The following is a 19,525-nucleotide window of genomic DNA, read 5'->3' as shown; positions in this document are numbered from 1 at the left end:
ATGCCACAACTTCAACCAGGCATGGCACGCATCCGGGTCAAAGACCTGTGCCTGCGTACCTTCATCGGTATCAATGAGGATGAAATCCTCAACAAACAGGATGTGTTGATCAACCTGACCATTCTGTACGCGGCCCAGGAAGCGGTGCGTGACAACGACATCGACCACGCGTTGAACTACCGCACGATCACCAAGGCGATCATCGCCCATGTGGAAGGCAACCGCTTTGCACTGCTCGAACGCCTGACCCAGGAAATTCTCGACCTGGTGATGGCCAACGCATCGGTGCTCTATGCCGAGGTCGAGGTCGACAAGCCCCACGCGCTGCGATTTGCCGAGTCGGTGTCGATTACGCTTGCAGCGAGTCGCTAGCTACAAGCTACAAGCGCCAAGCTGTAAACTTGCAGCCACCGCAATCCAACTTGCAGCTTGAAGCTTGCCGCTTGAAGCTGTCTCGCAGAGACCGCCATGACCGATCAACAACGCCTGGAACTCGAAGCCGCCGCCTTTCGCCGGCTGGTGGCCCACCTGGACAGCCGCAAGGATGTGCAGAACATCGACCTGATGAACCTCTCGGGTTTTTGCCGCAACTGCCTGTCCAAGTGGTACAAGGCTGCGGCCGACGAGCGCCAGATCGAGGTCAGCCTCGATGAAGCCCGCGAAGTGGTTTACGGCATGCCGTACGCCGAATGGAAAGCCCAATATCAGCAGGAAGCCAACGCCGAACAGCAAGCGGCGTTCGCCAAAGGAAAACCCAATGAGTGATTTGAACACCCTGCGCGCCAGCCTCAACAGCGGCGAACACGCCTTCGCCGACACCCTGGCTTTCATCGCCGCCGGTTACGACTATCAGCCTCAGGCCTTCAACAATGGCGGCGTGGAAAACGCGGCCGGGCAGAACGAAGGTTCGTGCAAGACCCTGGGTCTGGCGCTGCTCGAAGGTTTGAGCGATGAAGAAGCCCTGTTGGCGTTCGGCGAGCATTACCGCTCGGTTGTTGCCACGCCTGAGGGCAGCGACCACGGCAATATCCGCGCGTTGATTGCCCATGGCCTGGCCGGTGTGAAATTCAGCCAACAGCCACTGACCCGCCGCTGACCGCTGTACTGTAGGAGCGAGCTCGCTCGCGAAAAACCCGAGAGCACAGATGGGTATCTGGTTTTACGCGTTATCGTTCGCCTCCATCGCGAGCAAGCTCGCTCCTACAAGAGTTCCACAGCACATTCCGACTTTTAAGATTGACCCGGCCACTTTATTTCGTTTGCCGCGTACCACTGCTCCCGGCTTAGATAAAAAGAACTCCTCCTTCTTCCGAGCCGGTCATTCATGCGCAGCGAAACCATCAGCCAGTCGATCAACATCGTTCACCCTGTCACGCTCAGCCACGGCAAAAACTCCGAGGTCTGGGACACCGATGGCAAACGCTACATCGACTTTGTCGGCGGCATCGGTGTGTTGAACCTCGGCCATTGCCATCCGCGTATCGTCGAGGCCATTCGCGAACAAGCCACCCGACTGACCCACTACGCGTTCAATGCCGCGCCCCATGTGCCTTACCTCGAACTGATGGATCGCCTGAGTGCGTTCATACCGGTGGGTTACCCGGTCAGTGGCATGCTCACCAACAGCGGCGCGGAAGCGGCGGAAAACGCCCTGAAGATCGTCCGTGGCGCCACCGGCCGAAGCGCGGTCATCGCCTTCGATGGCGCATTCCACGGCCGCACACTGGCCACGCTCAACCTCAATGGCAAAGTGGCGCCCTACAAACAGAAAATCGGCGTGCTGCCGGGGCCGGTGTATCACCTGCCCTTCCCCAGCCAGGACAACGGCGTCACCTGCACCGAAGCCCTCAAAGCCATGGAACGCCTGTTCAGTGTCGAGATTGATGTCGAAGACGTCGCCTGCTTTATCGTTGAACCGGTGCAGGGCGAAGCGGGCTTCCTGGCCATGGAAGTCGAATTCGCCCAGGCGCTGCGCAAGTACTGCGACGACAAGGGCATTGTGCTGATCGCCGATGAAATCCAGTCCGGCTTCGGCCGTACCGGCCAGCGCTTCGCGTTCTCGCGGCTGGGCATCGAACCGGACCTGATCCTGCTCGGCAAAAGCATCGCCGGCGGCGTTCCACTGGGGGCGGTGGTCGGGCGCAAATCACTGCTGGACAACCTGCCCAAGGGCGGACTCGGTGGCACCTATTCCGGCAATCCCATCGCCTGCGCAGCGGCACTGGCAACCCTTGATGAAATGACCGATGCCAACCTGCATGCCTGGGGCTCACAACAGGAAGAAGCGATTGTCGGCCGCTATGAAACCTGGCGTGCGAACAACCTGACACCGTACCTGGGCCGCCTGACCGGTGTCGGCGCGATGCGCGGTATCGAGCTGATCAATGCCGGTGGCTCGCCTGCGCCGGCTCAATTGACCCAACTGCTGGCCCTGGCACGGGACGCAGGCCTGCTGTTGATGCCCAGTGGCAAATCGCGGCACATCATTCGCTTGCTGGCACCATTGACCATCGAGGCTGCGGTGCTGGAAGAGGGGCTGGATATTCTTGAAGCGTGCCTGGCAAAACTGGCGTGAGAGCGAAGTCCCACAAAGAGATTGAGGCCAGCACAACATTTGTGTGCGACATCAATTAAATGTGGGAGCGGGCTTGCTCGCGAATGCGGTGGATCAGCCAGCATTAATGTTGCATGACACACCGCCTTCGCGAGCAAGCCCGCTCCCACACTGGAATGTGCTCAGGCATAAAATTGTGGGCATAAAAAAACCGGCCGAAGCCGGTTTTTTTATTTCGACGAAAGCAGAATCAAGCGTTCTGCAGATTGTCGAGGTAACGCTCGGCATCCAGTGCCGCCATGCAACCGGCGCCGGCCGAGGTGATGGCCTGACGGTATACATGGTCAGCCACGTCACCGGCGGCGAAGATACCTTCGAGGTTGGTGGCAGTGGCGTTGCCGTCACGGCCGCCCTGCACCACCAGGTAACCGTCTTTCAACGTCAGCTGACCTTCGAACAGCGAAGTGTTCGGGGTGTGGCCGATGGCGATGAACACGCCGTCGACTTTCACTTCGTCGAAGCTGCCGTCGTTGTTCTTCAGGCGGGCACCGGTCACGCCCATGTTGTCGCCCAGTACTTCGTCCAGGGTCGCGTTCAGCTTCAGCTCGATCTTGCCTTCGGCTACACGGGCGTTCAGCTTGTCGATCAGAATCTTCTCGGCGCGGAAAGTTTCGCGACGGTGGATCAGGGTGACTTTGCTGGCGATGTTGGCCAGGTACAGGGCTTCTTCAACAGCGGTGTTGCCGCCACCAACCACAGCCACTGGCTTGTTGCGATAGAAGAAACCGTCGCAGGTTGCACAGGCGGAGACGCCTTTGCCCATGAACGCTTCCTCCGATGGCAGGCCCAGGTAACGGGCGCTGGCGCCGGTGGCGATGATCAGGGCGTCGCAAGTGTAAGTCGCGCTGTCACCGGTCAGGGTGTATGGCTTGGCAGCGAAGTCGACGGCATTGATGTGATCGAAAACGATCTCGGTTTCAAAGCGCTCGGCGTGCTCGCGCATCCGCTCCATCAGCGCCGGGCCGGTCAGGCCGTGGACGTCGCCCGGCCAGTTGTCGACTTCGGTGGTGGTGGTCAGTTGACCGCCGGCCTGCATGCCGGTGATCAGCAGAGGCTTGAGATTGGCACGGGCGGCATAGACCGCGGCGCTGTAACCGGCAGGGCCGGAACCGAGAATAATCACTCGCGAATGACGGACTTCAGACATGACCTGCTCCTGTTGACCGGCCCGGAACACCTGGCGCGGAACGCCGGATTGCCGGCGGGAATAAAAAAGAACGGTTGAAAGCACTTGGGGAAGGCTTGAACCCGACCGTCCTGTAAAAAGATTGGGTGCAGCGTATCGAGGGGGCGAAGATTAAGGAAATACGGTTTAACAATCCAGCTCATAGGTGGTCTCTATCCCGTAACCGTGATTATCAGGACGCCTTTGTTACAGTTAATGTCGATGCTGCTACCGCGCTTTCGTCCGTCAGGCAAAGCCGGTAAGGTCGGCGCGTTTTCCCTCTACCCGGAGCACGTTATGCCCGCCCCTGTTCTGTCCGGCCCGCAATACCTGCGCGAAGGCCTCAAGCTGGTATTGAGCCCCAGTCTGCGTTTGTTTGTGCTGTTGCCGTTGGCAATCAACCTGGTGCTGTTCGTCGGATTGATCTATCTGGCCGGCCACCAATTCAGCCTGTGGGTCGATACGCTGATGCCGTCACTGCCCGACTGGCTGAGTTTTCTCAGCTACATCCTCTGGCCGTTGTTCGTGGTGCTCGTCGTGCTGATGGTGTTTTTCACCTTCACCATGCTCGCCAACGTCATTGCCGCGCCATTCAACGGCTTTCTTGCGGAGAAAGTCGAAGTGGTGGTGCGTGGCACCGATGACTTTCCGGCATTCAGCTGGGGCGAACTGATTGCGATGATCCCGCGCACCCTGGCCCGGGAAATGCGCAAGCTCGGCTACTTTCTACCCCGGGCGATCGGGCTGTTCATCCTCTCGTTCATCCCGGTGGTGAACATCATCGCCGCGCCGCTGTGGCTGTTGTTCGGGGTGTGGATGATGGCGATCCAGTACATCGACTACCCGGCGGACAACCACAAGCTGGGCTGGAACGAAATGCTTGGCTGGCTGCGCGAGAAGCGCTGGCAGAGCATGAGTTTTGGCGGGATTGTTTATCTGGTGTTGCTGATTCCGGTGGTCAACATCCTGATGATGCCGGCGGCAGTGGCCGGGGCGACGTTGTTCTGGGTGCGCGAACGCGGTAGCGAGGCACTGATTACACCGCAATGACGGACCTCGGACACAGGAAAAAATGCGGCAAGGTCACCCTTGCCGCATCTGTCACAGCCCGGATGTCCATCCAGCGATTTATCGTCTCAGCGCAAGCGACGAAAAACGGCGACAAAACAAACCCGGGTACTCAGACGACCTGAAACTCGATCATGGCGCTAACGTCACTCTCCACCCCGGCTCCTCCCACCACCCGGGCCGTTGCGAGGACACTGCCGTCCCAGTTCAGAACTTTGACGATAGCGCCGTTTAAACACTTGCCCTCTAAAAGTACCCGCCCCATGGCCTGTTCACTGACTTGTGCCGGAAAGTCGATTGTCGGGACTGCGGGTTTGGCTGCTTGGTCGTTCATGATGTCGATGCTCCCGCTCAAGGCAGCATTGTCGGCCGCCATTTTTATCGCCGGAACAAAGATAAAACCGCTGTCATAAATGACAGCTATAAAAAATGGCCATTTTATCGCCAAACAGCATTACTTCAGTTACCTGGCGATTTTTGCTTAGCAGAAAACCTGTTACTTCTTACAGTATCCGGAAGTTGGAATTGGGTATCCAATCGCTCGCAGGCTCATCCATATCGCAGGCATGGGCCATATCCTCAGCTCAAGGGAGAGCCAGCCCAATGACAACGCTAATCCAAAACCCGGTCCCTACCGCCGAAAATCCGCGCCAAGCACACCACAACCTGCGTTTTCCCTGGGTCAGCATGAGCCCGGCAGTACTGCACGCTGAAGCTAAAGATGAAACGGGGGATACCTACGTCATCAGCGAGAATTCGCGCATTCTCATTCGCAGCGAAAGCCTGCGCCCGCTGGCGACACGGCTGGCATTCGGCTTCGCTGATGCCGCCGGGCTCGGCAAGCCGCCCGCAATCGAACTGTTATCTATTGGCCCCCCCCTGCCGGGCGATGTCGTGCTGTCGCTGTCCGCTCCGGACATCGCTGACGTTCCCGTCCCCACAAAAGGCGAAAACGAAGCCTACCGAATCGATATCTCGAGCACTATTGGCGTCACCGCCGAGAACCTGGGAGCCATGGCCCGCGCCTTGACGACACTGCATAAAGCCGCCCGGGTTTGCACCACACTCGATTGCGGTGTTGTGATCGATGCGCCCGCCTATGCCGAGCGCTCGGTGATGATCGATGTGGGGCGCAAATACTACAGCCCCGAATGGATGAAGGAGTTGCTGCGCGAAATGGCCTGGCACCAGCTCAACACCCTGCATTTGCACCTCACCGACAATGAGGGGGTACGGATCATCTTCCCCTCCGCTCCGGATACCGCCAGCCCCGATGCCTGGAGTGTTGCCGAACTCAAGGACATCCTCGACACCGCCGCCACCTATCACATTACGGTCATCCCCGAGATTGAAACACCCGGGCATATGGACTGGATCCTGCGAGACCGGCCGCAATTTCAACTCAAGCTCAGTGATGACCAGATTGTGTCGAAAGCGCTCGATTTCAGCATCCCGGCCGCTCGCGATTTTCTCAAGGAGCTCGTAGAGGATCTGCTCGATATGTTCCCCGACAGCCCCCATGTTCACCTGGGGGCCGACGAATTCTTTCTCAGCCCCATCAACCTGAAGAACACGCCGCAACTGGCGAAGTACGCTCGTGAAGCAACAGACCAACAGTCAGCTACTTCCGAGGATGCCGTGAGGTACTTCGTCAATGACCTGGCAACGTGCGTCCGGAAGCGAGGCAAGATTGCGCGGGTCTGGAACGACGGGGCCGTAAACCGAAACGCAGTCATCGATCTGGATACAAGTACAGAAATCGAATGCTGGAGTCTTTGGGGTACTGATCGCGGTGAAATGAATGCGGAGGAACTGGTCAAGGCCGGCTATACGGTTAAAAACGCCCACGGTGATTTCTACTTCATCATTCGTGACAACTGGAACAATCTCATCGACCCCAAACACTCGCCTCGCGGTATCTATGATGTCTGGCGAGCCAACCATTTCATGGACAAGGCAGGCAGTGCAATAACGGAAATTCCTGCAGATAGTCCTAAAATGGCGGGCGCAGGGATTCAGGTCTGGGCCGATGAACCCGCCTTTCGCACCCCGGAAGAGGTCTGGGCACATCTGAAAGCGTGGTTGTTACCACTGGGCCAACGAACCTGGGATTCGCCGAATGCTGCTGGCAACTATCAATCGCTATCGCTGATCGCGCGCGCCGTTGCCCATGCACCACCTGTGCCCTGGTAGCAGGGCACGCACGGGTTCCTGCCACATCGTCACAAATCCATCATCCTGACGTCACACTGACGACATGGCCCCAGCCGACACTGGGGTCATGACGACAGCTCTGCATATCACCCTGATCACCGAAACCTTCCCACCGGAAATCAACGGCGTGGCCAATACCCTGGGTCGCTTGTGCGACGGCTTGCGCGCGCGCGGGCATCAGGTGGAATTGGTGCGACCGCGCCAAGGCTGCGACCAGCAACTGGGCAGCGACGATGGGTTGCTGCTGTGCCGCGGCTGGCCGCTACCGGGTTACCCCGGCTTGCAATGGGGTCAGTCGTCGATGCACAAGCTGCTGCGGCGCTGGACGCGTCACCGCCCGGACGTGCTCTATATCGCCACCGAGGGTCCGCTGGGCTTGTCGGCCTTGCGTGCGGCACGGCGACTGGGGATTTCCGTGGTCAGCGGGTTTCACACCAATTTCCAGCAGTACTCCAACCAGTACGGGCTTGGTTTGCTCACGCGCCTGCTGACTCACTACCTGCGCTGGTTCCACAACCGCTCGACCATGACCCTGGTGCCCAGCGTCAGCCAGCGCATGGAACTGGAACGACGGCATTTCGAACGACTGGCGTTGCTCTCCCGAGGGGTCGACAGTGAGTTGTTTCACCCGGCCAAACGTTTGAATGCCCTGCGCGAGCAATGGGGATTGACCGAAGAAGACATCGCCGTCATTCATGTCGGGCGTCTGGCCCCGGAAAAAAACCTTGGCCTGCTCAAACGCACCTTCAATACCCTCAAGGCGAGTTATCCCCGGCGCACGCTGAAACTGATCGTGGTCGGCGACGGCCCGCAGCGTCATGAACTGGAAAACGACATGCCCGAGGCGATTTTCTGCGGCACCCAACGAGGTGAAACCCTGGCTTGTCACTATGCCTCGGGAGACGTGTTTCTGTTTCCGAGCCTGACCGAAACGTTCGGCAATGTGGTGCTTGAAGCACTCGCCTCGGGGCTTGGCGTGGTGGCCTACGACCAGGCGGCAGCCGCCCAGCATATTCGTCATGGCTACAACGGTGTATTGGCGATGCCGGGGGATGAAGAAGCGTTCTGCGATGCAGCGGCATGGCTGCTGGAGGACAGGGAAACCTTGCGCAATGTGCGCCTCAATGCGCGCCAGCATGCCAGTCGCCAGGGTTGGGCGACGATCATCGAGCAGTTCGAGGGACAGTTGCGGGGGGCTTGTGCCGGGGAGATGGTGGTGCCGAATGCACCGATTGTTCCCTGATTTTGTAGTGCTCTTTAGTCAGTCTTCGCGAGCAAGCCCGCTCCCACAGGGGATTTGTGTACGACACAGAACCAATGTGGGAGCGGGCTTGCTCGCGAAAGCGTAAGTCCTGACGCCGCTTAAACCAGCGTCATCAACGCCTCACGGCTGAACGGCAGAATGTCTTCTTCACGACCATCGCGCACTTTCTGTGCCCAGTCAGGGTCCACCAGCAACGCACGACCGACCGCTACCAGGTCGAACTCATCGTTGTTCAGGCGCTCCAGCAGTTTTTCCAGACTGGCCGGTTGTGCGACCTTGTCGGTGTTGACCATGAATTGCAGGAATTCGCCATCCAGGCCGACACTGCCCACGGTGATGGTCGGCTTGCCGGTCAGTTTGCGGGTCCAGCCGGCCAGGTTCAGTTCGGAACCGTCGAACTCCGGCTCCCAGAAGCGGCGGGTCGAGCAGTGGAAAATATCCACGCCCGCATCGGCCAACGGCTTGAGGAACTCTCCCAGGGCCTCCGGGGTTTGCACCAGACGTGCGGTGTAATCCTGCTGCTTCCACTGCGAGAAACGGAAGATGATCGGGAAACCTTCACCGACCGCGGCACGCACAGCTTGAATCAATTCAATGGCGAACCGCGAACGGTTGGCCAGGTTGCCGCCGTATTCGTCGGTGCGCTGGTTGCTGCCTTCCCAGAAGAACTGGTCAATCAGGTAACCGTGGGCACCGTGGATTTCCACGCCGTCCATGCCAATGCTCCGGGCATCCCTGGCGGCTTGGGCGAACGCGGCGATTACATCCTGAATGTCTTGTTTGGTCATGCCGTGCACCACGACCTGACCTTCCTTCACTTTTTCCGACGGGCCATAGCCCGGCACGCTGGCGTCCGGCTCGGTGCCGATACGACGTACGCTGCCCACATGCCACAACTGCGGAACGATCTTGCCGCCTTCAGCGTGCACGGCGTCGACGACTTTTTTCCAGCCGGCCAGTGCCGCTTCACCATAGAAATGCGGAACATTCGGGTAGCCGTTGGAAGCCTTGTGACCGACGGTGGTGCCTTCGGTGATGATCAGGCCGACGCCCGCAGCGGCACGACGACGGTAGTACTCGATCACTTTGGAGTTCGGCACGCCACCCGGTGAAAAGGAGCGGGTCATCGGCGCCATGACGACGCGGGTCGGCAGTTCGAGGGTGCCGAGGTGGAACGGTTTGAACAGGGCTTTTACGGGCATGGGACGCTCCACGGAAGAATGACTTTATGACGGTGATAATATGGAGAGTCCGACGCATTGAACAGCATTATTGATCAGCGTGATTAAGGGTCAAAAGGCAGGGAGTACTGTAGGAGCAGCCGGTCGACGCTCGATCGCTCGCGATGGGCTTGAGAACGCTGCGGGGGTATCAGACTTGCAGCGTTATCGTTGACGACCATCGCGAGCAAGCTCGCTCCTACAGGGGGGAATCATTTCAGCGCTTTTTCAATCGCGTGAACGATGGTTGGATCATCCGGCGCCGTGCGTGGCGAGAACCGCGCCAGTACGCGGCCGTCCTTGCCCAGCAGGAACTTCTCGAAGTTCCAGGTGATGTCACCAGGAAACTCCGCGCCCTCGCCCGCCAGCAAGCGGTACAACTGATGACGGTCATGCCCGTTGACTTCCAGCTTGCTGGACAACGGAAAGGTCACACCATAGTTGAGGCTGCAGAAATCCTTGATCTCCTGCTCGGTCCCCGGTTCCTGTCCGGCAAACTGGTTGCACGGCAGGCCCAACACGCTGAAGCCTTTGCCCTTGTATTGTTGGTAGAGGTTTTCCAGCGCCGCGTACTGCGGGGTCAGGCCGCATTTGGAGGCAACGTTGACCACCAATACGACTTGGCCTTTGAAAGGCGCCAGAGGTAGCTCCTGTCCATCCAGGGCTGTCAATTTAAGGTCGTGAAAAGCACTCATGGCGTACTCCAGATTCCCGTGTTCTTCTCGAAACAGCCACTTGGCGGTGTCGTCAGGGACAGCCGCAGACTAAAAAGGCGCCCTCGGGGCGCCTCTCCAGTTATCTGAGCTTAGCGCAGAAATCAGTGGTGATGGCCACCTTCGCCATGGACGTGGCCATGAGCGATTTCTTCCTGGCTGGCGTCACGGATGGCAACGATCTTGACCTGGAAATTCAGGCGCTGGCCGGCCAACGGGTGGTTGCCGTCAACGGTCACGTCGTCGCCGTCCAGATCACGGATGGTCACGATCTGCATCTGGCCGTCCGGAGCGGAAGCGTGGAACTGCATGCCCACTTCCAGCTCGTCGACGCCTTCGAACATGCTGCGGCTCAGGGTGCTGACCAGTTCGGCCGCGTATTCGCCGTAAGCGTCTTCCGGTTCAACGGCTACAGTCAGCTCATCGCCGACGGCCTTGCCTTCCAGAGCCCTTTCCAGGCCCGGGATAATGTTGCCTGCGCCTTGCAGGTAGACCAGCGGCGCGCCGCCGGCGGAGCTGTCGATGACCTCACCAGCGTCGTTGGTCAGGGTATAGTCGATGGAGACAGCCTTATTGGCGGCGATCAGCATGGGGCGAGACCTTTTGCATAAGAAGATTGAAAGGCCAAGTTTAGCGAAGCAATCGACTGAAAGCGAACACAACCCGGACAAACGGGATTCGACGGTCACAGGCTTCCATCAGGACGAGGACGGACACTGGGTGGCCGAGCTTTCCTGCGGCCACACCCAACACCTGCGGCACCAGCCACCATGGCAATCCCGGGCCTGGGTCATGGACCCTGCGCAGCGCCAGGAAAAAATAGGCCAGCCCTTTGCCTGCGGTTGGTGCGCACAAGGCTCGGTTAGCGATAACCTTGGCGACTGAATTTCGGTAATCGACCAGCCATAGGTCGTGACCATTGCCATGCACCTTCCAGAGAATCCGCATGCAAACTTTTTTTATCGCACCCACCGATTTTGGCGTGGGCCTGACCTCCATCAGCCTCGGGCTGGTACGCACCCTTGAGCGCGCCGGGCTCAAGGTCGGCTTTTTCAAACCGATTGCCCAGCCGCATCCGGGTGACACGGGCCCGGAACGTTCCACCGAACTGGTGGCGCGTACCCACGGCTTGAAACCGCCTCAGCCACTGGGCCTGGCCCATGTCGAACGCATGCTCGGCGACGGCCAGCTCGATGAATTGCTCGAAGAAATCATCGCCCTTTATCAGCAAGCAGCCATCGGCAAGGACGTGCTGATCGTCGAAGGCATGGTGCCGACCCGTAGCGCCAGTTATGCCGCGCGGGTCAATCTGCACCTGGCCAAGAGCCTCGACGCCGAGGTGATCCTGGTCTCGGCACCGGAAAACGAAGTGCTGACCGAGCTTTCCGGTCGCGTCGAGTTGCAGGCGCAATTGTTCGGCGGCCCGAAAGACCCGAAAGTCCTCGGTGTGATCCTCAACAAGGTCAAGACCGACGAAAGCATGGACGCCTTCGCCACGCGCCTGAAAGAGCATTCGCCGTTGCTGCGCAGTGGTGATTTCCGCTTGCTCGGCTGCATTCCGTTCCAGCCGGAACTGAACGCCCCGCGCACCCGCGACGTCGCCGACCTGATGGGCGCGCAAGTACTCAACGCCGGTGACTATGAAACCCGGCGCATGACCAAAATCATCATTTGCGCCCGCACCATGCGCAACACCGTGGAGCTGCTCAAGCCCGGCGTGCTGGTGGTAACCCCCGGCGACCGCGACGACATCATCCTCGCCGTCAGCCTCGCGGCCTTGAACGGCGTGCCGCTCGCCGGCCTGCTGCTGACCAGCGACACCCTGCCCGACCCACGCATCATGGACCTGTGCCGGGGCGCCCTGCAGGCCGGGTTGCCGGTGCTGTCGGTGAGTACCGGCTCCTATGACACCGCCAACCTGCTCAATGGCCTGAACAAGGAAATCCCTATCGACGACCGCGAGCGCGCCGAAATCATCACCGATTTCATCGCGGGCCATCTCGATGCCGACTGGTTGCATCAGCGCTGCGGTACACCACGGGAGATGCGCCTGTCGCCAGCGGTTTTCCGCTATCAATTGATCCAGCGCGCCCAGGCGGCCAACAAGCGCATCGTGCTGCCCGAAGGCAGCGAGCCGCTGACCGTGCAGGCCGCCGCGATCTGCCAGGCCCGTGGCATCGCTCGCTGTGTGTTGCTGGCCAAGCCCGAGGACGTGCAGGCCGTCGCCCGCGCCCAGGGCATCGAGTTGCCACCGGGGCTGGAAATCATTGATCCGGACTTGATCCGCGAACGCTACGTCGAGCCGATGGTCGCGCTGCGCAAAAGCAAAAGCCTCAACGCACCAATGGCCGAGCAACAACTGGAAGACACCGTGGTGATCGGCACCATGATGCTGGCCCTGGATGAAGTCGACGGCCTCGTGTCGGGCGTGATCAACACCACCGCCAACACCATCCGCCCGGCCCTGCAGCTGATTAAAACGGCGCCGGGCTGCACCCTGGTGTCGTCGGTGTTCTTCATGCTGTTCCCGGAAGAGGTGCTGGTCTACGGCGACTGCGTGATGAACCCGCACCCGAGCGCCAGCGAACTGGCCGAGATCGCCCTGCAAAGCGCTGACTCGGCCGCCGCGTTCGGCATCACGCCACGGGTGGCGATGATAAGCTACTCCAGTGGCGACTCGGCCAGCGGCGAAGAAGTCGAGAAGGTCCGCGAGGCCACCCTGCTCGCCCACGAACAACAGCACTCGCTGCTGATCGACGGCCCCTTGCAGTACGACGCCGCCGCCAACGAAAGCGTGGCCCGGCAATTGGCGCCGAACAGTCAGGTGGCCGGGCGTGCCACGGTGTACGTGTTCCCCGACCTCAACACCGGCAACACCACGCACAAAGCCGTACAGCGCAGCGCCGACTGCGTCAGCCTCGGGCCGATGCTGCAAGGCCTGCGCAAACCGGTGAACGATTTGCCGCGCGGCGCGCAGGTCGATGACATCGTCTACACCATCGCCCTGACCGCGATTCAAGCCGCCAATCGACCTATGGATGTGTAAATGCTGGACTTCCTACCCGCCCCTTTGCGCGGCGTGACCGCCTCGCTGCTGTTGGCACTGAATACGATATTGCTCTGCTCGTTCCTGTTCTGCGTGGCAATCGTCAAGGCATTGCCGTTCGCCCTCACCCAACGCATCGCGGGCTGGCTGATGAGCCATACCCACGAAGCCTGGATCAGCAACAACAAGGGCTGGATGAACCTGGTGCGCCGCACGCGCTGGCACATCAGCGGCCTGCAGGGCCTCGACTATCAGCACTCGTACCTGATCACCAGCAACCACCAGAGCTGGGTCGACATCCTGGTGCTGCAATACGTGCTCAACCGGCGCATTCAACCGCTGAAGTTCTTTCTCAAGCAGGAGCTGATCTGGGTCCCGGTGATCGGTCTGGCCTGGTGGGCGCTGGGCTTTCCGTTCATGAAGCGCTACTCCAAGGCCTATCTGGAGAAGCATCCGGAGAAGAAAGGCAAGGATCTGGAAACCACCCGCAAAACCTGTGCGAGGTTCCGCGACAACCCGGTGGGCATTTTCAACTTCGTCGAAGGCACGCGCTTCACCGAAGGCAAGCATGCCCAGCAGCAGTCCCCCTTCAAGTACCTGCTCAAGCCCAAGGCCGGCGGCATTGCCTTTGTGCTGGATGCCATGGGCGAGCAGCTTGAATCCCTGGTCAACGTGACCATCCACTACCCCGCCGGGCGTCCTGGTTTCTGGGATTTGTTGTGCGGGAACGTTGCGGACGTGGTGGTGCACTTTGAGGAGCTGAGGATTCCGCCACAGTTCATCGGCAAGAACTACGACCAGGACGGTGAATACCGCCTGCAATTTCAGGGCTGGATCAATCAGTTGTGGCAGGACAAGGATGCGTTGCTGGCGCAGATGCATCGCGAATATCCAGGCAAACACTGATCCCCCTGTGGGAGCGGGCTTGCTCGCGAAAGCGGTGGATCAGCCAGCTTCAATGTTGAATGGCACACCGCATTCGCGAGCAAGCCCGCTCCCACATTTGATCGAGTCGATCTCAAATAAAAAAACCCGCCGATGATCACTCATCGGCGGGTTTTTCATTACGACTGAGGCTTAGATCGCCCCACGCTCACGCAGTAGAGCCAGCACTTGCTTGACGCCTTCTTCCAACGACACGGACTGGGTGTCGATCACCAGGTCGGCATCCAGCGGCACGTCGTACGGGAAGGATTCGCCCGGGATGTTATCCCCGGCAGCCGCGTACAGGCCTTGCGGATCACGCTCGGCACAAACCGTCGGCGAAGCCTGGACGTAGACCGTCAGCAGACGTTCCTTGCCGATCAGTTCCCGGGCCTGCTCACGACCTTCGGCGCTCGGCGCAACGAACGCCGCCAGGGTCAGCAGACCGGCTTCGTTGAACTGACGTGCAACGTGCGCGGCACGACGCCAGTTCTCGGTACGCCCGGCGCGATCCTGTGGCAGACCTTTGTTCAGGTCGTGACGCAGGTTCTGGCCATCGAGCACGAACACCGCACGGCCCAGGTCGAACAGCTTGCGTTCAACCGCATACGCCAGAGTGCTCTTGCCCGCGCCCGACAAGCCGCTGAACAGCACGGTGGCCGGTTGCTGGCCGAAACGCTGTGCGCGTTCTTCCGTGGCGACGTGAGCCAGTTTGCCGTGGTGCGTGCTCGTGCCATGTACCAGCGGTTGGGCGACAATCATGCCGGCGCCGACGGTGCCGTTGGTCAGGCGGTCGATGATGATGAACGCGCCAGTGGTGCGGTTGCTGTCGTAACCGTCGAGGGCAATCGGCGCATCGAGCGCGATCTTGACCTTGCCGATTTCGTTCAGCTGCAACGCGCTGGCCGGGCCTTCCTCCAGGGTGTTCACGTCGACCTTGTTGACGATGCTGGCGATGGAACCTGGCACATAACTGGTGGCACGCTTGATGTCGTATTTCTTGCCCGGCAGCATCGGCTCTTCAGCCATCCACACCAGCATCGCTTCGAAGCTGTCGGTCACCGGCGGCACGTTGTCGGCATGCACCAACAGGTCACCACGGGAGATGTCGATTTCGTCTTCCATGGTCAGCGTCACCGCCTGGCCAGGACCGGCGTGCTCCAGTTCACCTTCGAAGGTGACGATGGATTTCACGCGGCTGCTCTTGCCCGACGGCAGTACCACGACTTCGTCGCCTTTCTTGACGATGCCGCTGGCCAGCGTACCGGCGAAGCCACGGAAGTTCAGGTTCGGACGGTTGACGTACTGCACCGGGAAACGCAGATCGGTGAAGTTGCGATCGCCCGCCACTTCCACGGTCTCGAGGATTTCCATCAGCGACTGACCGGTGTACCACGGCGAGCGCTCGGACTTGTTCACCACGTTGTCGCCTTTCAGTGCCGACATCGGCACGAAGTGCATGCTGGTCGGCTTCATCTTCAAGCCTTCGGCGAACTGCAGGTAGTCGGCCTTGATCGACTCGAACACGCCCTGATCGAAGTCCTTGAGGTCCATCTTGTTGATGGCCACAACGATGTGCTTGATGCCCAGCAGGGAGGCGATGAAGCTGTGGCGACGGGTCTGGGTCTGCACGCCGTAACGGGCGTCGACCAGGATGATCGCCAGGTCGCAGGTGGACGCACCGGTGGCCATGTTGCGGGTGTACTGCTCATGGCCGGGGGTGTCGGCGATGATGAATTTACGCTTGGCGGTGGAGAAATAGCGGTACGCGACATCGATGGTGATGCCTTGTTCACGCTCGGCCTGCAGGCCGTCGACCAGCAACGCCAGGTCGATGTCTTCACCGGTGGTGCCGACTTTTTTCGAGTCGCGGGTAATCGCTTCCAGGTGATCTTCGTAGATCATCTTGGAGTCGTGCAGCAGGCGCCCGATCAGGGTGCTCTTGCCGTCGTCGACGTTACCGCAGGTCAGGAAGCGCAGCAGCTCTTTACGTTCGTGCTGGCCCAGGTAGGCGAGGATGTCCTCGCTGATCAAATCAGATTGATGCGACATGACAGCCCCTTAGAAATAACCTTGACGTTTTTTGTCTTCCATCGAGCCGGCGCCATCGTGGTCGATGACACGGCCCTGGCGCTCGGAAGTTCGCGTCAGGAGCATTTCCTGAATGATGTCCGTGAGGCTTTCGGCCTCGGACTCCACCGCGCCCGTCAACGGGTAGCAACCAAGGGTACGGAAACGCACTTTCTTTTTGACGATGCGCGCTTTGTCTTCGTCGCTCAGGTGCTCGAGGATGCGTTCGTCGTCGATCATGATCAGCGTGCCGTTCTTCTCGATGACTTCGCGCTCGGCAGCGAAATACAACGGAACGATCGGGATGCCTTCAAGGTAGATGTACTGCCAGATGTCCAGCTCGGTCCAGTTCGACAGCGGGAAGACGCGGATCGACTCGCCCTTGTTGACCTTGCCGTTGTAGACGTTCCACAGCTCTGGACGCTGGTTTTTCGGGTCCCAGCGGTGCTTGCTGTCGCGGAACGAGTACACGCGCTCCTTGGCGCGGGATTTCTCTTCATCGCGACGGGCGCCGCCGAATGCTGCGTCGAAACCATACTTGTCGAGTGCCTGCTTCAGGCCCTCGGTCTTCATGATGTCGGTGTGCTTGGCGCTGCCGTGGGTGAATGGGTTGATGTTCTGCGCCACGCCATCCGGGTTGACGTGGGTGATCAGGTCGAGGCCCAGTTCGGCGACCATCTTGTCACGGAAGGCGTACATCTCCTGGAATTTCCAGCGAGTGTCGACGTGCATCACCGGAAACGGCAGCTTGCCCGGGAAGAACGCCTTGCGTGCCAGATGCAGCATCACGGCGGAGTCTTTACCGATGGAGTACAGCATCACCGGGTTGTCGAACTCGGCGGCCACCTCGCGGATGATGTGGATGCTTTCCGCCTCCAGCTGTTTCAGATGCGTCAGTTTGTCGACCATGGCTACTCACGAAAGCTTTCTTATGAACGGCCAGCGGGCCGTGTTCGAGCGGGGATCCTAGCACAGCGACCTCTTCTAATCAGGACGCCAACTAGATCGAAAGAGCATATGAATATGCCTGCCCGTTTGGGCACAGATGCCCCCCCTGTAGGAGCGAGCTTGCTCGCGATGGTCGTCAACGATAACGCTGGCAGCCTGACACCCCGCGGTGTTCTCAGGTTCATCGCGAGCAAGCTCGCTCCTACAGGGGATCCCGGATTCAAATCGGATTCGGGCAATCGATGAAGATGTGCTCCAGCGCAAAGCGTCGCGCCAGGTAATCCCCCAACGCCTGAACGCCGTAGCGCTCGGTCGCGTGGTGACCGGCGGCGATAAAACTGATGTCGTTTTCCCGGGCACTGTGGAAAGTTTGCTCGGAAGCCTCGCCGCTGAGGTACAGATCGACGCCTGCCAGAATGGCCTGATCGATGTAACCCTGGCCACCACCCGTGCACCAGCCGACGCGGCGGATCATTGCACTGCCTTCGATCAACAGCGGCTCACGGCCCATCACTTCCTGGACACGGCGGGCGAAATCCCGGGGCGTCATCGGGTCATTCAGCGAGCCGACCAGGCCGACAATCTTCAGATTGTCCGGATCCAGCGGCCCTTCGACGGTGATATCGAGCTGCCGCGCGAGCTGCACGTTATTGCCGACGTCCGGGTGCAGATCCAGCGGCAGGTGATAGGACAACAGGCTGATATCGTGCTTGAGCAAGGTCTTCAGGCGGCGTTGTTTCATGCCGGTGATGCACGGGTTCTCGCCCTTCCAGAAGTAGCCGTGATGCACCAGCACCAGGTCGGCATTGGCCTCCACGGCAGCGTCGAGCAAGGCCTGGCTGGCAGTCACACCACTAACGATGCGCATTACCTGCGGCCGACCTTCGACTTGCAGGCCGTTGGGGCAATAATCGGCAATTTTCGAACTGCTGAGGTAACGGTCGGCTTCTTCGACCAGGGTGCTCAGGGCGACGGCCATAAAAGACTCCTAAATATCCCGTTCAGAGGCGCGCGCGGCCTCGTATAATGCGCGTCATTATGAGCGGTCTTAGACCGCCTGCAACTCTCTCAGGACGTGCTTAATGCTCAAGGCGCTGCGTTTTTCCGGCTGGCCGCTGTTGGCTGGCGTGCTTGTCGCTCTGTTAATCATCCAGCGTTACCCGCAGTGGGTCGGGCTTCCAAGCCTCGACGTCAATCTGCAGCAAGCTCCACAAACCACCAGCATGCAGCAGGGCCCGGTGTCCTATGCCGACGCGGTAACCACCGCCGCACCGTCGGTGGTGAACCTGTACACCACCAAAGTCATCAACAAACCCAACCATCCATTGTTCGAAGATCCGCAGTTCCGCCGCTTCTTTGGCGACAACTCGCCCAAGCAGAAGCGCATGGAGTCGAGCCTCGGCTCCGGCGTGATCATGAGCCCGGAAGGCTACATCCTGACCAACAACCACGTGACCAGCGGCGCCGACCAGATCGTGGTGGCGCTCAAGGACGGCCGGGAAACCCTGGCGCGGGTGATCGGCAGCGACCCGGAGACTGACCTCGCGGTTCTGAAAATCGACCTGAAGAACCTGCCGTCGATCACCGTGGGGCGCTCCGACAACATCCGCATCGGCGACGTGGCGCTGGCCATCGGCAACCCGTTCGGCGTTGGCCAGACCGTAACCATGGGCATTATCAGCGCCACCGGGCGTAATCAACTGGGCCTGAACAACTACGAAGACTTCATCCAGACCGACGCCGCAATCAACCCCGGCAACTCCGGCGGTGCGCTGGTGGATGCCATTGGCAACCTGACCGGCATCAACACGGCGATCTTCTCCAAGTCCGGCGGCTCCCAGGGCATCGGTTTCGCGATCCCGGTGAAGCTGGCGATGGAAGTGATGAAGTCGATCATCGAGCACGGCCAGGTGATTCGTGGCTGGCTGGGTATCGAAGTGCAGCCGCTGACCCAGGAACTGGCCGAGTCGTTCGGCTTGTCCGGGCGTCCGGGCATTGTCGTGGCGGGGATTTTCCGTGATGGTCCGGCACAGAAGGCCGGCCTGCAATTGGGTGATGTGATTCTTTCCATCGACGGCGAACCGGCCGGCGATGGCCGTCGCTCGATGAATCAGGTGGCGCGGATCAAGCCGACGGACAAGGTCACGATCCAGGTGATGCGCAACGGCAACGAACTCAAGCTGACCGCGGAAATCGGTTTGCGTCCGCCACCGGCACCGGTCCAAGAGAAAGAAGAAGAGTAACTGGCCAACACACAAACCCTTGTGGGAGCGGGCTTG

The 19,525-nt window shown here is 59.9% G+C and carries 19 protein-coding genes; 11 read left to right on the top strand and 8 right to left on the bottom strand.

Features of this window, described 5'->3' with window-relative positions:
- The 4 genes from folX (at position 1) to PMI28_RS15085 (ending at position 2,575) form a co-directional block, all read left to right on the top strand.
- A complete protein-coding gene (gene folX, locus PMI28_RS15070) occupies positions 1–372 on the top strand; it encodes a dihydroneopterin triphosphate 2'-epimerase (protein ID WP_007970304.1) in 372 nt (123 codons plus the stop codon).
- 96 nt (positions 373–468) lie between these two features.
- On the top strand, positions 469–765 hold the full coding sequence (locus PMI28_RS15075) for a DUF1244 domain-containing protein (protein ID WP_007986756.1): 297 nt from the start codon (positions 469–471) through the stop codon (positions 763–765).
- Positions 758–1,096: a HopJ type III effector protein gene (locus PMI28_RS15080; RefSeq protein ID WP_007986755.1), complete on the top strand. Its 339-nt coding sequence runs from the start codon at positions 758–760 to the stop codon at positions 1,094–1,096. The genes PMI28_RS15075 and PMI28_RS15080 overlap by 8 nt, the downstream gene beginning before the upstream one ends.
- Before the next feature lie 228 nt (positions 1,097–1,324).
- Entirely contained in the window at positions 1,325–2,575 is a 1,251-nt protein-coding gene (locus PMI28_RS15085; RefSeq protein ID WP_007986753.1) for a 2-aminoadipate transaminase, read from the top strand.
- A 229-nt stretch (positions 2,576–2,804) separates the two neighbouring features.
- Here the strand turns inward: PMI28_RS15085 and trxB are convergent, their stop codons facing one another.
- On the bottom strand, positions 2,805–3,761 hold the full coding sequence (gene trxB / locus PMI28_RS15090; RefSeq protein ID WP_007970300.1) for a thioredoxin-disulfide reductase: 957 nt from the start codon (positions 3,759–3,761) through the stop codon (positions 2,805–2,807).
- Positions 3,762–4,076: 315 nt separating this feature from the next.
- Here trxB and cysZ point away from each other — a divergent pair, with 315 nt between their 5' ends.
- Positions 4,077–4,829, top strand: a complete 753-nt coding sequence (cysZ, locus tag PMI28_RS15095) for a sulfate transporter CysZ (RefSeq protein ID WP_033063325.1) — start codon at positions 4,077–4,079, stop codon at positions 4,827–4,829.
- Between the two features lie 130 nt (positions 4,830–4,959).
- Here cysZ and PMI28_RS0128505 read toward each other — a convergent pair whose 3' ends face one another.
- Positions 4,960–5,295 (bottom strand): hypothetical protein, encoded by a 336-nt coding sequence (locus PMI28_RS0128505; protein WP_033063321.1) that lies wholly within the window; start codon positions 5,293–5,295, stop codon positions 4,960–4,962.
- A 155-nt stretch (positions 5,296–5,450) separates the two neighbouring features.
- Between PMI28_RS0128505 and PMI28_RS15100 the strand changes: the two genes are divergently transcribed.
- Together PMI28_RS15100 and PMI28_RS15105 are read left to right on the top strand one after the other, a co-directional pair.
- On the top strand, positions 5,451–7,040 hold the full coding sequence (locus PMI28_RS15100) for a family 20 glycosylhydrolase (RefSeq protein ID WP_007986744.1): 1,590 nt from the start codon (positions 5,451–5,453) through the stop codon (positions 7,038–7,040).
- A 64-nt stretch (positions 7,041–7,104) separates the two neighbouring features.
- On the top strand, positions 7,105–8,304 hold the full coding sequence (locus PMI28_RS15105) for a glycosyltransferase family 4 protein (protein ID WP_007986742.1): 1,200 nt from the start codon (positions 7,105–7,107) through the stop codon (positions 8,302–8,304).
- A gap of 119 nt (positions 8,305–8,423) precedes the next feature.
- Here PMI28_RS15105 and PMI28_RS15110 read toward each other — a convergent pair whose 3' ends face one another.
- The 3 genes from PMI28_RS15110 to PMI28_RS15120 all read right to left on the bottom strand — a co-directional run bounded on the left by PMI28_RS15110 (position 8,424) and on the right by PMI28_RS15120 (position 10,848).
- Positions 8,424–9,527, bottom strand: coding sequence for an NADH:flavin oxidoreductase (locus PMI28_RS15110; protein ID WP_007986740.1), 1,104 nt, complete (start codon positions 9,525–9,527; stop codon positions 8,424–8,426).
- 230 nt (positions 9,528–9,757) lie between these two features.
- Complete coding sequence (locus tag PMI28_RS15115) at positions 9,758–10,240, bottom strand: glutathione peroxidase (protein WP_007986737.1); 483 nt, start codon at positions 10,238–10,240, stop codon at positions 9,758–9,760.
- 122 nt (positions 10,241–10,362) lie between these two features.
- Positions 10,363–10,848, bottom strand: coding sequence for an FKBP-type peptidyl-prolyl cis-trans isomerase (locus tag PMI28_RS15120; protein WP_007986735.1), 486 nt, complete (start codon positions 10,846–10,848; stop codon positions 10,363–10,365).
- Here PMI28_RS15120 and PMI28_RS0128500 point away from each other — a divergent pair.
- The 3 genes from PMI28_RS0128500 (at position 10,817) to PMI28_RS15130 (ending at position 14,210) form a co-directional block, all read left to right on the top strand.
- Positions 10,817–11,143, top strand: a complete 327-nt coding sequence (locus tag PMI28_RS0128500; protein ID WP_033063319.1) for a DUF3565 domain-containing protein — start codon at positions 10,817–10,819, stop codon at positions 11,141–11,143. The two genes, PMI28_RS15120 and PMI28_RS0128500, sit on opposite strands and share 32 nt — an antisense overlap.
- Positions 11,144–11,204: 61 nt before the next feature.
- A complete protein-coding gene (gene pta, locus PMI28_RS15125) occupies positions 11,205–13,304 on the top strand; it encodes a phosphate acetyltransferase (protein WP_007986733.1) in 2,100 nt (699 codons plus the stop codon).
- A complete protein-coding gene (locus PMI28_RS15130; protein ID WP_007986731.1) occupies positions 13,305–14,210 on the top strand; it encodes an acyltransferase in 906 nt (301 codons plus the stop codon). It begins immediately after the preceding gene.
- A gap of 171 nt (positions 14,211–14,381) precedes the next feature.
- Here PMI28_RS15130 and cysN read toward each other — a convergent pair whose 3' ends face one another.
- The 3 genes from cysN to PMI28_RS15145 form a co-directional block, all read right to left on the bottom strand.
- Positions 14,382–16,280: a sulfate adenylyltransferase subunit CysN gene (gene cysN / locus PMI28_RS15135; RefSeq protein WP_007986729.1), complete on the bottom strand. Its 1,899-nt coding sequence runs from the start codon at positions 16,278–16,280 to the stop codon at positions 14,382–14,384.
- Positions 16,281–16,289: 9 nt separating this feature from the next.
- Positions 16,290–17,207: a sulfate adenylyltransferase subunit CysD gene (gene cysD, locus PMI28_RS15140; RefSeq protein ID WP_007986727.1), complete on the bottom strand. Its 918-nt coding sequence runs from the start codon at positions 17,205–17,207 to the stop codon at positions 16,290–16,292.
- Between the two features lie 259 nt (positions 17,208–17,466).
- Positions 17,467–18,225, bottom strand: coding sequence for a Nif3-like dinuclear metal center hexameric protein (locus PMI28_RS15145; protein ID WP_007986725.1), 759 nt, complete (start codon positions 18,223–18,225; stop codon positions 17,467–17,469).
- 103 nt (positions 18,226–18,328) lie between these two features.
- On the opposite strand from PMI28_RS15145, the gene algW reads away from it, so the two are divergent.
- A complete protein-coding gene (gene algW / locus PMI28_RS15150; RefSeq protein WP_007986723.1) occupies positions 18,329–19,489 on the top strand; it encodes a Do family serine endopeptidase AlgW in 1,161 nt (386 codons plus the stop codon).
- The last annotated feature ends 36 nt before the right edge of the window (positions 19,490–19,525 follow it).

The sequence above is a fragment of the Pseudomonas sp. GM48 genome (genome assembly GCF_000282335.1).
GTDB lineage: Bacteria > Pseudomonadota > Gammaproteobacteria > Pseudomonadales > Pseudomonadaceae > Aquipseudomonas.
The sequence above is the reverse complement of the archived record's forward strand: the minus strand, read 5'-3'. Positions and strand labels throughout refer to the sequence as shown.

Bases quoted from the DNA above. Each gene is read 5' to 3' on its own strand.
- folX (WP_007970304.1), top strand. From the start codon at position 1: ATGCCACAACTTCAACCAGGCATGGCACGCATCCGGGTCAAAGACCTG.
- PMI28_RS15075 (WP_007986756.1), top strand. From the start codon at position 469: ATGACCGATCAACAACGCCTGGAACTCGAAGCCGCCGCCTTTCGCCGG.
- PMI28_RS15080 (WP_007986755.1), top strand. From the start codon at position 758: ATGAGTGATTTGAACACCCTGCGCGCCAGCCTCAACAGCGGCGAACAC.
- PMI28_RS15085 (WP_007986753.1), top strand. From the start codon at position 1,325: ATGCGCAGCGAAACCATCAGCCAGTCGATCAACATCGTTCACCCTGTC.
- trxB (WP_007970300.1), bottom strand. From the start codon at position 3,761: ATGTCTGAAGTCCGTCATTCGCGAGTGATTATTCTCGGTTCCGGCCCT.
- cysZ (WP_033063325.1), top strand. From the start codon at position 4,077: ATGCCCGCCCCTGTTCTGTCCGGCCCGCAATACCTGCGCGAAGGCCTC.
- PMI28_RS15100 (WP_007986744.1), top strand. From the start codon at position 5,451: ATGACAACGCTAATCCAAAACCCGGTCCCTACCGCCGAAAATCCGCGC.
- PMI28_RS15105 (WP_007986742.1), top strand. From the start codon at position 7,105: ATGGCCCCAGCCGACACTGGGGTCATGACGACAGCTCTGCATATCACC.
- PMI28_RS15110 (WP_007986740.1), bottom strand. From the start codon at position 9,527: ATGCCCGTAAAAGCCCTGTTCAAACCGTTCCACCTCGGCACCCTCGAA.
- PMI28_RS15115 (WP_007986737.1), bottom strand. From the start codon at position 10,240: ATGAGTGCTTTTCACGACCTTAAATTGACAGCCCTGGATGGACAGGAG.
- PMI28_RS0128500 (WP_033063319.1), top strand. From the start codon at position 10,817: ATGGAGACAGCCTTATTGGCGGCGATCAGCATGGGGCGAGACCTTTTG.
- PMI28_RS15120 (WP_007986735.1), bottom strand. From the start codon at position 10,848: ATGCTGATCGCCGCCAATAAGGCTGTCTCCATCGACTATACCCTGACC.
- pta (WP_007986733.1), top strand. From the start codon at position 11,205: ATGCAAACTTTTTTTATCGCACCCACCGATTTTGGCGTGGGCCTGACC.
- PMI28_RS15130 (WP_007986731.1), top strand. From the start codon at position 13,305: ATGCTGGACTTCCTACCCGCCCCTTTGCGCGGCGTGACCGCCTCGCTG.
- cysN (WP_007986729.1), bottom strand. From the start codon at position 16,280: ATGTCGCATCAATCTGATTTGATCAGCGAGGACATCCTCGCCTACCTG.
- cysD (WP_007986727.1), bottom strand. From the start codon at position 17,207: ATGGTCGACAAACTGACGCATCTGAAACAGCTGGAGGCGGAAAGCATC.
- PMI28_RS15145 (WP_007986725.1), bottom strand. From the start codon at position 18,225: ATGGCCGTCGCCCTGAGCACCCTGGTCGAAGAAGCCGACCGTTACCTC.
- algW (WP_007986723.1), top strand. From the start codon at position 18,329: ATGCTCAAGGCGCTGCGTTTTTCCGGCTGGCCGCTGTTGGCTGGCGTG.